The 13524-nt window shown below is 38.7% G+C and carries 9 protein-coding genes and 1 tRNA gene; 5 read left to right on the plus strand and 5 right to left on the minus strand.

The genetic code is table 11. The annotated features are described in order from the left end of the window. Positions 1-1817: 1817 nt before the first annotated feature. Positions 1818-1902, minus strand: a tRNA-Leu gene (locus tag H4J59_RS14955). A 670-nt stretch (positions 1903-2572) separates the two neighbouring features. Between H4J59_RS14955 and H4J59_RS14960 the strand changes: the two genes are divergently transcribed. Further along, positions 2573-3073 (plus strand): RDD family protein, encoded by a 501-nt coding sequence (locus H4J59_RS14960; protein ID WP_182240886.1) that lies wholly within the window; start codon positions 2573-2575, stop codon positions 3071-3073. 132 nt (positions 3074-3205) lie between these two features. On the opposite strand, the gene lptG is transcribed toward H4J59_RS14960, so the two are convergent. Next, positions 3206-4273, minus strand: a complete 1068-nt coding sequence (lptG, locus tag H4J59_RS14965) for an LPS export ABC transporter permease LptG (RefSeq protein ID WP_182240695.1) — start codon at positions 4271-4273, stop codon at positions 3206-3208. Continuing rightward, complete coding sequence (lptF, locus tag H4J59_RS14970; RefSeq protein ID WP_182240697.1) at positions 4273-5397, minus strand: LPS export ABC transporter permease LptF; 1125 nt, start codon at positions 5395-5397, stop codon at positions 4273-4275. Before lptF ends, lptG begins: the two co-directional genes overlap by 1 nt. A gap of 239 nt (positions 5398-5636) precedes the next feature. On the opposite strand from lptF, the gene pepA reads away from it, so the two are divergent. The 4 genes from pepA to H4J59_RS14990 all read left to right on the plus strand — a co-directional run bounded on the left by pepA (position 5637) and on the right by H4J59_RS14990 (position 11059). Continuing rightward, positions 5637-7142 carry a leucyl aminopeptidase gene (gene pepA / locus H4J59_RS14975; protein WP_182240699.1) on the plus strand — a complete coding sequence of 502 codons (1506 nt, stop codon included), beginning with the start codon at positions 5637-5639 and terminating at the stop codon, positions 7140-7142. 31 nt (positions 7143-7173) lie between these two features. Beyond that, positions 7174-7650: a DNA polymerase III subunit chi gene (locus H4J59_RS14980; RefSeq protein WP_182240701.1), complete on the plus strand. Its 477-nt coding sequence runs from the start codon at positions 7174-7176 to the stop codon at positions 7648-7650. Between the two features lie 22 nt (positions 7651-7672). Then, entirely contained in the window at positions 7673-10543 is a 2871-nt protein-coding gene (locus tag H4J59_RS14985; protein WP_182240703.1) for a valine--tRNA ligase, read from the plus strand. 306 nt (positions 10544-10849) lie between these two features. After that, a complete protein-coding gene (locus tag H4J59_RS14990; RefSeq protein WP_146879877.1) occupies positions 10850-11059 on the plus strand; it encodes a cold-shock protein in 210 nt (69 codons plus the stop codon). Positions 11060-11800: 741 nt separating this feature from the next. On the opposite strand, the gene hemH is transcribed toward H4J59_RS14990, so the two are convergent. Both hemH and H4J59_RS15000 read right to left on the minus strand, forming a co-directional pair. Then, positions 11801-12817, minus strand: a complete 1017-nt coding sequence (hemH, locus tag H4J59_RS14995) for a ferrochelatase (RefSeq protein WP_182240705.1) — start codon at positions 12815-12817, stop codon at positions 11801-11803. Between the two features lie 8 nt (positions 12818-12825). Next, a complete protein-coding gene (locus H4J59_RS15000) occupies positions 12826-13404 on the minus strand; it encodes a glutathione peroxidase (RefSeq protein ID WP_182240707.1) in 579 nt (192 codons plus the stop codon). Between the last annotated feature and the right edge of the window lie 120 nt (positions 13405-13524).

Raw genomic sequence — 13524 nt, forward strand, 5'->3', positions numbered from 1 at the left:
ATAACTAATTGTTAAAGAAAGCTAGTTTATCTCCAAGGAGATAACTAACCGATACAGAATCTCATTCGCTCTATACCGTAAAGTAATTCGTTGCTGCAGGCCTTGCCTGAAGCGAGATGCGCATTTTACGCACCTGGGTTTTAATGTCAACGTTTTATTTAGTTTTTTTAAACTTTCTTTTCAGAAGATTCAAACTCACTTTTAAAACGTTAGGTTAACTTAATCAGCTTAGACTAGATTAGATAACTCATTAAAACCGTTCGTTTGGGTTACCCCTTGGAACTGGAGCGCATTCTAGAGATTTCTGGCTTCACGTCAACAGTTAATATCAATTAAATTGCAAATAAGTGTTTGTTTGCCTTTTAATTAAGCACCCCTTGCTGTGACTGACTATTAAAGCAACGTTATTGTTATTTTTTAATCGATAACATATATAACTACCAACTTAATTAAAAAGTTCCTTAGGGTAACTTTATCTTCATAGACATATTTTTCATCCATTTATCTTGTTTTAACCAACAAATAGTTCCAAACCACTATATTCATCTATTAAAAAGATGAAACGGCACTCTTATATATAGACCATTCAATGACAGGGACTAACAGCCCTACTAAATCCTACTGATATCTACAGTATCGTCAAACTCATGTTGCTAGATATAAATTTAGTTTATTAACTGTTGAATACTATAAAACATCAATGCATTGATAAAGAGCATATTTAAACCTGGCAGGTTTTAGCAATGAAGTGGTGTTTCCAAGCAAACTCATTTGAATGCGTCACTTCGGTTAATTTTTATTAGATTTATGGATCGTCTATGTTTACTTGGCTTAATTATCTTAATTCTACACCGCTGCCATAAACCTATAAAATTAGGTTCAACTCATTACCTGAATAGTAGGTATTCCTTCTATACCTAGTTAAAACATCTTACATATTGTTCACACTAACTTTTAATTATCGCCCTATTAAAAATTCATTCTTTATGGTGTCAGTAATCATGTAAAAATTAGACAACCATTAGCAAAAAATTACTCAGCGCTATAACAGCACCTTACAGTGGTGAGCTATGAATAAGAAATACATCGTAGGAAAACGCTAGGTTACTACTATGCTACTGAGAGTCACCTAGCCTTTTTTTGTAAAACAGCATACGTAATAAGAAATAAATGGCATATTATCCTGCGATAAAGTATGGCGTTTGTTTACTACTTAAGTGGTAAACATTTTCGCTAACAAGTAATGACCTAGTATCTATGAAATTGACAATCCAATTACAACGAGGCAAACGCTAAAGTGCTGTTTTCTGCACTTTGTTACGCATAGAAAAGATAAAATGGTTATTGGTTCATTTATGAGTGCTGATATTGAACAGTGTGATGTTAAGAAAAACAGGTATTAATATACAATTTCGTTTATCAGATCTACATCGAGTTATCACTAGAGTGTGTGAAAAAACTGAACTGCCCATTCTAGCCGACATATTTTATTCAATTATAACATTTGAAAATAGTGTAATTATAATTCAACTAATGACTAGACTAGGTCACGAAAAGATTAGCTCAACCATGATTTACTCAAGTATCTCAAACAATAAATTGCAGAGTATGAATAACAATTTACCATGACGGCTAAATTTATAGAGCTTTATTTATTTTGATAAAGGCAAGCTCAACGCATAAAACATTTAGCTTTGATGAAGTGGTAAGACAAGAAAACACTAAAATACAGCGTAATTTCATCAAATTTTAGGCACAAAAAAACCGACGTCTATTGTCGGTTTTTTGTGTTATAGCCCTTTAAGAAAAGGGAAGAATGGTACCAGCGGTCGGACTCGAACCGACACGTCTTTCGACAGGGGATTTTGAATCCCCCATGTATACCAATTTCATCACGCTGGCATTTCTTTTCTATAACTTCAATAATATAACCCCTTATTGAAGAGAACAGCATTATACGAAAAATAATCCTGTTAGCAATAGTTTTTCTTTCATTATTACTTAAGTGCTGATTATTTGTTCATCAAGCTACAATCTGTACCAATTTTAGCTGTTTTTCCAACCAAATTCTGGTCTCGAAGATATTATCAAAAAAAGTATGCTTGATACCTGCGGCTCGGTAAATTTTGTTAAATAGGTTTTCGCTTAACTGTGATCTTGTGCAATGTGCTAAATTTACCGCTACCGCTTTAGTTTTGCTCTAGCGAATAAAGTTTATATGATATTCAAGACCTGTTTCAAGACTAATCGCTTTGCTTTTAGGTGTGAGTAAAAACTAAAGTTACGCTGATCAAATTTTTTAACGGCCAGAGACAAACCTTGGTGTAAATTGTTTCAGTATTCTACTGTCCTTGGGTTGCAACCAATATCAAGTTGTCTGCTATCGTCAATTCCAACGCGCTATTGTGTACAAATAGTGGTTATTGTTAAACCTCCTGTTTTATATTTTAAGCACTTAATATTTCATCTGTTATTGTCTAAGTTCTGCTTGGAAATTAAAAATTTCGCTCTCTTACTTATACTTTTATGGGCCTTTTGTTAAACTAGCACAAATTTTTCTATTGATGTGGCTATGTCTTTAACTTCTAACTCACCTTTTCCTCGTGCAGGCTTTCGACGTCGTTTGGCTTCATGGTTGTATGATGCTTTAATTACCATCGCTGTTTACATGAGCGCTGGTGCAGCTTCTTTTTTAATTATTTCATTAATGGTTCATTTTAGCATTTTTGATTTACAAGGTTATCAGCACTTAAGCGATACAATCACAAATACTTATTGGTTGCTGTGGCCCAATGAACTTTGGAAGCTGAGCTGGGTGGCATTTTTCTTTATCTGGTTTTGGTCTAAAAGCGGCCAAACTTTAGGTATGAAGGCGTGGCGTTTAAAAGTTCAAAATCAAGATGGTAGCTTAATCACTAAAACCACCGCTTTAAAACGTTTATTGCCAACGTTATTAGGTTTGGGAAATTTTACGGTCTTGCTTGATAGAAAACATAAATTGAGTCTACAAGACCGTTTAACTGATACGGAAGTGGTGCTTTTAACGCTTGAGGCAAATAGAGGCAGGCTGTAATTATTTGAGGCTGTAACTAATATAAAAACCGAGGTGAATGCAGTAAAGCGTTCACCTCTGGTAACCAACCTAAGCTTTGCAATATCAAGTTTCAAGCATAAAATTTCAAAGCTTTTGTTGGGTTTTATCTTGCTAACTTGCGCGTTTATTCATTAAATACAAAGCAATACTGACAAAAATCAAGCTAGGCATAAAAGCACCAAAAATAGCGGGTAGCTGATAAACCAAACTCAGTGATCCCAGCACTTCATTGACGATAAAGAATAAAATCCCCGTGGCCACGCCCATCATAATTCTTGCCCCCATAGATACTGAACGTAATGGACCAAAGATAAAAGATAGTGCCACCAATAACATGACTGCCAAAGTAAAAGGTTGTGCTATTTTTCGCCAAAAAGCTAGCAAATACCGGCTGGGATCTTGTTTGTTGGCCTCCAGGTAATCTAAGTAATCACTTAAACCCCTTAGTGACAATGACTCAGGCTTAACGGTTACAACACCTAATTTATCGGGCGTTAATGTTGAACGCCAAGACATCACTGCTTGGCTTTCTTTACTAATTTCCGTTGCGCCAATTTTGGTTTCAATAACATCGCGTAATTGCCAAGCATCTTTTTGATAAACGGCGCTAGTGGCTGATACCCAACTCGACAGTTTAAGCTGCTCGTTAAAGCGATATATTTGGATGTTTTTTAGGGAACCCTTATCTTGTACTTCACCTATATGAACAAAGTAGTCACCATCTTTTGCCCACGTGCCACCGCTTGATGAAATTAAACTTCCCCCCGAAATGGCTTGAGCTCGCACTTGTCGAGCTGCGGCTTCGCCTTGAGGTGCTAGCCATTCACCAATCGCCATACTAACAATGATCAATAACAATGCTGATTTCATCACTGATTTAATAATATCAAGACGTGAAAGCCCTGCCGCCTGCATAACAATAAGTTCACTACTGCTTGCCATCATCCCCATGCCAATTAAGCCACCGATTAATGCAGACATAGGAAAAAATAACGAGACATCTTGTGGAATAGCATAAAGCACATAAAGCGCAGCGTGGGCCAAATCATAATTACCTCTGCCAACTGACTTCATTTGCTCAACAAATTTAATAATGCTGCTCAAACTGACAAATACCGCTAAGGTGGTGAAAGTTGTAGAGGTAATAACGCGACCTATGTACATATCTAAAATACGCATTAAGCAGCAACCTTGTTTTTAGCTTTCTTCACTTTAAATTTCCTACCACCTTTTCGGCCTTTAACCAATAAACTTAAGCCTAATACCAGCACCGTAAAGTGCACTGGCCACAAACCAATATATTGTGGAACTGAGCCTCTTTCTATCCCTGAACGAATCGCGGTTAGTAATAAAAAGTAACTTAAAAACAGTAACAATGCCGGTAGCATTTTACCAAATTTACCTTGGCGCGGATTAACGACACTTAATGGCACGGCCACCAAGGTCAAAATAATACAAGCCAATGGAAAGGCGATCCGCCATTGGCTTTCTGCACTTGTTTCTGGCGTTTGTGTTTGATAAAGCTCTGCGGTTGGTATTGCACTGAGCTTGCGGCGTTTATGCGCCACCTTTTGATCTTGAATTTGAATATAATATTTATCAAAGGAAACTTGTCGAAACTCTTTATTTTTGATGTCGTTTTGATAACGGGTACCGGCTGATAGTATTAAACGCTGCGAGCCAGTTTCTTCTTCAACAACTTGGCCGGTTGCAGCATAAACTAGGCTAGAGTCGATAACACTCGCGGTTGGTGTGCTTTCATTAGGCAACTGCGCGACAAAAACCTTTTCAAAAGTATTGTCATTACGATTTTTATCATGAATAAAGATGACCGCTTTGTTATTGCCTGTGGTTTGAAAGCGTCCAGCAATAAGCGAACTTAAACCTGAATCAGACGCAATTTTATCTTTAACTTGATATTCATACTCTGCTGCCATGGGCGACAAATAAAGCGTAAATATACCTGTAATAATCGCGGTAACAAAACCTAGAATTAAGGTAACGCGCACTACATACCACTCACTGACACCACAGGCATGCAATACCGTCATTTCATTTTCAGCGTAAATACGACCATAAGCCAATAAAACGCCAAGAAAAAAACTTAAGGGTAAAATCATGCCAGCAAGATCAGGGATTTTGAGGCCAATAAATGTCATCACTAAATGACCTGGAATGCCACCTTCTGAAGCATCATCAAGCACACGAACGAATTTATTGCTGATAAATATTGTCATAATGACAAGAAATACCGCAAGTTGGGTTTTGGCAACTTCTTTGAGCAAATAACGCAATATAATCACAAAGTGATCCTATAAAAACTTAGTTTTTTCTGACATACAGCCATTTTTTCAGTAAACTTGTTATTTTTAGCATTAAACTAAATTTAAGCTTGCTAGGTAACGCTGTGCAATACGGCTATAATTATAGCCTTTAGGCGAATACATTTAAAAGCAAGCTTAGCGATTATTTACTGTTTTTAGCAAGATAAATAGTATATTTTCAATAAAATATACGCATTTGAGTCAAATTAGGAGACATCATGGAGTTCAGTGTAAAGAGTGGCAGTCCGGAAAAACAACGTAGCGCCTGTATTGTTGTCGGTGTTTTCGAACCTCGTCGTTTGTCAGCTATCGCAGAACAACTAGATGAAATTAGTGAAGGCTATATTAGCAATCTATTGCGCCGTGGCGATCTAGAGGGAAAATCAGGGCAAATGTTGTTATTACATCATGTGCCAAATATTCTTAGTGAACGCGTGTTATTAGTGGGCTGTGGTAAAGAACGTGAGTTAGACGAACGTCAGTATCGCCAAATTATCAGCAAAACGATCAGTACCTTAAATGAAACCGGTTCAATGGAAGCAGTGTGCTTTTTGTCTGAATTACATGTTAAAGGCCGCGATACCTACTGGAAAGTACGTCAAGCGATTGAAGCAACACAAGATTGCCTCTACAGCTTTAACAGTTTGAAAACCCGTAAAGAAGAGCCTCGCCGCCCTTTACGTAAAATAGTATTTAACGTCCCCACTCGCCGTGAGTTACCGATTGGTGAACGTGCTATTAACCATGCTTTGGCTATTGCAAAAGGTATAACAAGCTGTAAAAACGTGGCTAACATGCCACCTAACATTTGTAATCCTGCCTACTTGGCTGAACAAGCTCAAATGTTGGATAGCAACTATGACAATGTCAGTACTAAAATAGTTAACGAAGAAGAGATGGCTGAATTGGGCATGGGCTCATATTTAGCCGTAGGTCGTGGTTCGGTTAATGAGTCACTGATGAGCATTATTAAATATGATGGCGCTGGTGATGATTCAAAGCCGCTAGTGTTAGTCGGTAAAGGTTTGACCTTTGACAGTGGTGGTATTTCATTAAAACCAGGCGCAGGCATGGATGAAATGAAATATGATATGGGCGGTGCAGCCGGTGTTTTAGGTGCTATGCATGCACTGGCAGAACTTGCTCTACCGATCAACGTGATTGGTGTTTTAGCGGGTTGTGAAAACATGCCAAGCAGTAACGCTTATCGCCCAGGCGACATCTTAACCACTATGTCGGGTCAAACCGTTGAAGTATTAAACACTGATGCTGAAGGTCGTTTAGTTTTATGTGATGCCTTGACCTATGTTGAGCGCTTTGATCCCGAACTGGTTATTGATGTTGCCACCTTAACAGGTGCTTGTGTTGTGGCTTTAGGTGCTCATGCAACCGCCTTATTCAGTAGTCACAATCCACTCGCGCATGAGTTATTAAACGCTTCTGAGCAAAGTGGTGACAGAGCATGGCGCATGCCTTTATGGGACGACTATCAAGATCAACTTGAAAGCCCATTTGCTGATTTTACCAATTTAGGTGGTAAAGAAGCTGGCGCAATCACCGCCGCCTGTTTCTTATCACGCTTTACCAAAAAATATAATTGGGCGCATTTAGACATTGCCGGTACAGCATGGCGCGGTGGTAAAAACAAAGGTTCAACCGGCCGGCCAGTAAGCATGCTAACGCAGTTCATATTAAATCGTTCTGGCGCTGAGCAAGGCGAATAGTTTTCACTGAATTTATAGCCGGAATGAAGTCATGCTAACCCAAGCAATGTTCTACAGTATTGAAGAACAAAGTAGTATTGTAGGTGTCACTGAAGCACAGTTGCACCTGCATTATGCCTGCCTGCAAGCGGCTCACTTTTACCGGCAAAATCAGCGAGTATTTATTTATACTCAAGATCAACAAAGTGCTCATGATATTGATGAAATGTTATGGGCCTTTGATCCAACAAGTTTTGTACCACATAATTTAATTGGTGAAGGTCCAAGACAAGGTGCTGCCGTCGAAATTAGCTGGCAGCCCCCAACAAACCGGCGTGCGGTTTTAATCAATTTAACCAGCAAAGTGCCTAACTTTGCTCACCAATTTTCGCATTTGATAGATTTTGTACCCCGTGATGAAACACTTAAACAACAAGCTCGAGATCGTTTTCGAACTTGTCGCCAATGGGGTTTTCAGGTCGCTCACCAAGTGGCAAGCGCACCGCAAACTATCGATACAACAAGTTAAAATTCTTCTGACGGAAACTCTGATGGAAAAAACATTTACCCCCGCTGATATTGAACAATCCCTTTATAAAAGTTGGGAAGAACAAGGTTACTTTAGCCCGACAGGTGAAGGCGATAGCTACAGCATTGCCATTCCACCACCCAATGTGACGGGTAGTTTGCATATGGGCCATGCTTTTCAGCAAACCATTATGGATACCTTAATTCGTTATCAGCGCATGCAAGGTAAAAATACCTTATGGCAAACAGGCTGTGACCATGCCGGTATTGCAACACAAATGGTGGTCGAGCGTAAAATTGCCGCAGAAGAAGACAAAACCCGTCATGACTATGGCCGCGAAGCCTTCATTGATAAAATTTGGCAATGGAAAGAAGAATCTGGCGGCACTATCGGTAAGCAAATGCGCCGTTTAGGCAACTCTATTGACTGGTCTCGTGAACGATTCACCATGGATGAGGGCATGTCTGAAGCTGTACAAGAAGTATTTGTTCGCTTATATGAAGACAACTTAATTTATCGCGGTAAACGCCTCGTTAATTGGGATCCAAAATTCCACACGGCAATCTCTGATTTAGAAGTCGAAAATAAAGACAAAAAAGGCCACATGTGGCATTTACGCTACCCGTTAGCTAATGGAGCAAAAACAGCAGAAGGTCTTGATTATTTAGTGGTTGCCACCACACGACCTGAAACTATGTTGGGCGATACCGGTATTGCGGTAAACCCAGAAGATCCTCGTTATAAAGATTTAATTGGTCAACAGGTTTTATTACCCTTAGTTAATCGTTTAATTCCCATTGTTGGTGATGACCATGCCGATATGGACAAAGGCACAGGTTGTGTAAAAATCACTCCTGCTCATGACTTCAATGATAATGAAGTCGGTAAGCGTCATCAATTACCACAAATCAATATTTTTGATAAAGACGCCGCGATATTAGCCACTGCTGAAGTTTATGATACTAAAGGTGAAGTGTGTGACGTATATGATGCACAATTACCCACTGAATTTGCCGGTATGGACCGTTTTGTCGCCCGTAAAGCTATCGTGGCTAAGTTTGACGAATTAGGTTTGTTAGTTGAAGTAAAAGAGCATGATTTAGTTGCCCCTTACGGTGATAGATCTGGCGTTATTATTGAGCCATTACTTACCGACCAGTGGTACGTACGTGTAGAAAAACTTGTGGGTCCTGCTGTTGACGCGGTAAAAGATGGCCAAATAGAGTTTGTCCCTAAGCAATATGAAAACATGTACTTTGCTTGGATGAACAATATTCAAGACTGGTGTATTTCGCGCCAACTGTGGTGGGGACATCGAATTCCCGCTTGGTATGATGAAAATGGCAAAGTTTATGTCGGTCGTACAGAAGCAGAAGTACGTGCTAATAACCCGATTGGCGACGACATGAAACTAAACCAAGATGATGATGTACTGGATACCTGGTTCTCATCAGCTTTATGGACTTTCTCAACCCTAGGTTGGCCAAAAGAAACCGAAGACTTAAAAACCTTCCATCCTACTGATGTTTTAGTTACTGGTTTTGATATTATTTTCTTCTGGGTTGCTCGTATGATCATGATGACCATGCATTTCAACAAAGATGAAAAGGGTACAGCCCAAATACCGTTTAAAAAAATCTACATGACCGGCCTTATTCGTGATGAAAATGGCGATAAAATGAGTAAATCAAAAGGCAATGTTATTGATCCCCTAGACATGATCGATGGCGTTTCACTTGAAGACTTACTTCAAAAGCGTACCGGTAATATGATGCAGCCTAAAATGGCCGCTAAGATTGAAAAGCTGACCAAAAAAGAATTTCCTAATGGCATAGAAGCCCACGGTACTGATGCTTTACGCTTTACCTTGACGTCTGTGGCAACCACTGGCCGTGATATTAGCTGGGATATGAAACGTCTTGAGGGTTACCGTAACTTTACCAACAAGCTATGGAATGCTAGCCGTTATGTACTGATGAATACGGAAGAATTTGATTGCGGCCGCTCTACACCTGACAAGCCTAGTGGTGCGATGGAGTTTTCACTGGCTGACCGTTGGATTATCGGCCAATTACAACAAACAGTTAAAACTGTACATGAAGCCTTTGATGCTTTTCGTTTTGACTTGGCTTCACAAGCATTATACGAATTTACTTGGCATCAATTTTGTGACTGGTATTTAGAATTAACGAAACCCATATTATTTAAAGGCAGCGAAGCACAGCAACGTGGCACTCGTCATACCTTAGTTAATGTCTTAGAAAGCTTGCTGCGTTTAATGCACCCCATAATGCCATTTATCACTGAGACTATTTGGCAACGCGTTGTACCCTTAACTAACTTTGAAAAAACTGGCGATAGCATTATGATACAAAGCTTTCCACAGTTTGACCAAAGCCAATGTGACCAAACCGCCATTGATGATTTAGAGTGGGTTAAACAGTTTGTCGTTGCCATTCGTAATATTCGGGGTGAAATGGATATCACGCCAAGTAAGCCATTACCGGTACTACTTAAACATGTTAATGCTGATGACCAACGTCGCCTGACTGAAAATGAACAATTTATCAGTGCCTTAGCAAAATTAGAAAGTATTACGTTATTGTCTGACGACGATAAAGGTCCAGCGTCTGCCACCGCCGTTGTTGGTGACTTATCAATATTAATACCTATGGCCGGTTTAATCGATAAAGACGCTGAATTAGCTCGCTTAGACAAAGCCATTGATAAGTTATCAAAAGACGCAGACCGTGTTCGTGCTAAGTTAAACAATGAAAGTTTTGTTGGCAAAGCACCCGAAGCTGTGATCAATAAAGAAAAAGCAAAGTTAGCTGATGCTGAGTCTACCCTGGCCAAAATGGTTGACCAGAAAGCCCAAATAGCAGAAATTTAATCGCTGATTCAAAATAAAGCATAAAAGCCAGCCTCTTAGCTGGCTTTTTTTTGTGCTAAAAAAGTAAAATAATCTTGGTATTATTTAGAGATTCCTTAATTCTTATGTGTTAATATGTATTCGCGTTGAGTTTTTGCGTTTCGGGATAAGGAGAGATCCATTGGTCAAAAGACCTATGATCAGCCTAGACGCTTTAATATGTGTTACTGGAAACCTTTCTCTATCTTCATTTTAGATAGAGGGCATTTACTCCGTATATGGCCATTTTGGCTAAACTTTAATTTTTGACCTGCGAGAAATGTTGGTATGTCTGATACAGTAACTGGTAAAGTAAAATTTTTTAACGAATCTAAAGGATTTGGTTTCATCGAGCAAGAAAACGGCGCTGACGTTTTTGTTCATTTTAGTGCAATCTCTGGCGACGGTTTCCGTACATTGACTGATGGTCAATCGGTAACTTTCAGCGTAAAACAAGGCCAAAAAGGTCCTGAAGCTGAAAACGTAGTTGCATCTTAGTCTACAGTGCATAATAAGCTTTAGTATTAACTAGCGCTTAAATAAAAACGAAACTTATGTTTCGTTTTTTTGTTTTTATCACTTGAAAAACCTGATTAATACGACTTATAACTTGACGAGATCTAGCCATTGAAATAAGTAAATGAGCAGATATAATCAATAGCACATGGTTGTTGTTCGAAACTAAACATAAGTCCCTACATCTATGTAGGCAAGATACACGATTAATTCTTACATGGCCGTTACTCGCTATCCATGGCTTCATAGATCGCTTCACAGATCGCTTCACAGATCGCTTCACAGATCGCTTCACAGCATGAGTAAATCCTTGCCGATGGATTTAGCAATAGCTAACGTGTGTTATTGAGAGCACAACAGCCGTAGTGTATTTTAACCAGCACAGCTAAGTAATAACATAATGAAATGGGTGCAAGCGAGTAGAATAATGCAAGCGCATATTGACCAGCGATATTAATTAATTATTGGGATTGGAGATAACGCGAGCATGGACGGCTTAAGCCATCTCAGAATAATGGATTATTTATTTTAATGACGACTGTAATCAAGAATTTAAATAATTGCCGAAAAGTAAACGACAACTATTTAAGTTCAATAGCTAAATTGAATAATTAAGCTCAATAAGCGAAGCGACTTAAGCACAGCTGACTAGCTGAGCAATAAATCACCCATATGATTTTAGCAAGATAAGGCTTATTATCTATATTCTTTAAAGCAGAGTACTTAATTAATATGTGGTTCTATTAATTCAAGCATAACGTCAATGTGGGCATCATCATCATTTAGTGCTGGAATATAATGATATTTTTCACCACCCGCATCAATAAATACGTCTTTGTTTTCGTGTACTAATTCTTCTAAAGTTTCTAAACAGTCGGCACTAAATGCCGGGCTAATAATCGCTACATGCTTATTGCCATCTTCAGCAAGTTTTGCCAAGGTTTCATCTGTATAAGGTTTAAGCCACTCGGCTTTACCAAAACGCGATTGAAAGGTCATAACATAATCATCTTTACTTAAGCCAAGTTCTTCAACCACTAAACGGGTGGTTTTATGGCTAAAACAATAATATGGGTCGCCCTGCTCTAAAAAATACTTTGGCATACCATGATAAGAAAAAACTAACTTATCAGGCTTACCATGTTCAGCTATATAGTTATTAATGCTGGCAGCTAATGCCTTAATGTATAAAGGTTTGTCGTGATAACCACTTTGAAAATGGATACTGGGGATCCAGCGCCATTTTTTAATTTTATTGAACACAGCATCAAAGGTTGCCCCTATGGTTGGACCCGCATATTGTGGATACAAAGGGAGAACAATAATATTGTTAACACCGTTTTTTTGAAAATTTTCTAAAGCGTCAGCAATCGATGGATTACCATAACGCATAGCCACATCAACCATCACGTTATCGCCATACTTTGCTGTGAGTACTTTCTCAACTTTAGCTTTTTGTTGCTTACTAATCACTAATAAAGGCGAACCTTCCTCAGTCCAAACCGTTTCATATAACTTAGCTGATTTCTTTGGCCGCACTCGAAGAATAATACCATGTAAAATCACAAACCAAATCAAACGAGGAATTTCCACTACTCGTGGATCAGATAAAAACTCGCCCAAATAACGCCTAAGTGCCTTTGGTGTTGGGCTATCGGGTGTGCCTAAATTAGTTAGTAATACGCCCGTTTTTGTCGTGCAATCATGAATTTTTTTACTTTGGCCTGCATATCTTGACATAATTCTCTCTATAATATTTCGTTAATGGCATTGATAAAAATGTCTGAATCAGGCTTTACACGGCTGTTAAAGTGCTTAACCGTTTTACCATCCGCGCTAACTAAATACTTATAAAAATTCCATTTAGGTGCAGTGGTTTGTTCCGCTAATGCTTTAAAAATAGGATGAGTCTCACTGCCGTATACATGCACAGGCGATAACATAGTAAAAGTTACGCCATAGTTTACAAAACAGATATCAGCGGTATCTTTTTCGTCATCTTCTTCTTGAAAAAAGTCATCTGAAGGAAAGCCAATAACCACTAAGCCTTGCTCTTGGTATTCTTTATGCAAAGCTTCGAGCGCTGTAAATTGTGGAGTAAAACCACAATGACTAGCCGTATTGACAATTAACATTGCCTTACCCGCCGTTAACTGACAAAGATCAAGCAGTTCTTTAGCATGCAATTTTTTTTCACTGTGTTGCATAAATGCTAAACATTGTGATGAAGGGTCGATGTTAATGTTTTTAGTGATATCGACTTCAGCCTGCGCTTTGACGGTAAAGGTTGTTAAAGCAATGATGGTAATCAAGAATAAATTTTTCATGAGCTTCCTTTTTAGGGCTATATCTGCCGACATATTATCGTAATTATCCCAGCAAAGGAATTATCCGTGCTGATGATAATGTGCTATGTATTGTATTCGCTATTATACGAATTGGATCAA

Source organism: Colwellia sp. MB02u-10 (genome assembly GCF_014077185.1).
Classification (GTDB): Bacteria; Pseudomonadota; Gammaproteobacteria; order Enterobacterales; family Alteromonadaceae; genus Cognaticolwellia.

Bases quoted from the DNA above. Each gene is read 5' to 3' on its own strand.
- H4J59_RS14980 (WP_182240701.1), top strand. From the start codon at position 7,174: ATGCTAACCCAAGCAATGTTCTACAGTATTGAAGAACAAAGTAGTATT.
- hemH (WP_182240705.1), bottom strand. From the start codon at position 12,817: ATGTCAAGATATGCAGGCCAAAGTAAAAAAATTCATGATTGCACGACA.
- H4J59_RS15000 (WP_182240707.1), bottom strand. From the start codon at position 13,404: ATGAAAAATTTATTCTTGATTACCATCATTGCTTTAACAACCTTTACC.
- H4J59_RS14960 (WP_182240886.1), top strand. From the start codon at position 2,573: ATGTCTTTAACTTCTAACTCACCTTTTCCTCGTGCAGGCTTTCGACGT.
- H4J59_RS14985 (WP_182240703.1), top strand. From the start codon at position 7,673: ATGGAAAAAACATTTACCCCCGCTGATATTGAACAATCCCTTTATAAA.
- lptG (WP_182240695.1), bottom strand. From the start codon at position 4,273: ATGCGTATTTTAGATATGTACATAGGTCGCGTTATTACCTCTACAACT.
- H4J59_RS14990 (WP_146879877.1), top strand. From the start codon at position 10,850: ATGTCTGATACAGTAACTGGTAAAGTAAAATTTTTTAACGAATCTAAA.
- pepA (WP_182240699.1), top strand. From the start codon at position 5,637: ATGGAGTTCAGTGTAAAGAGTGGCAGTCCGGAAAAACAACGTAGCGCC.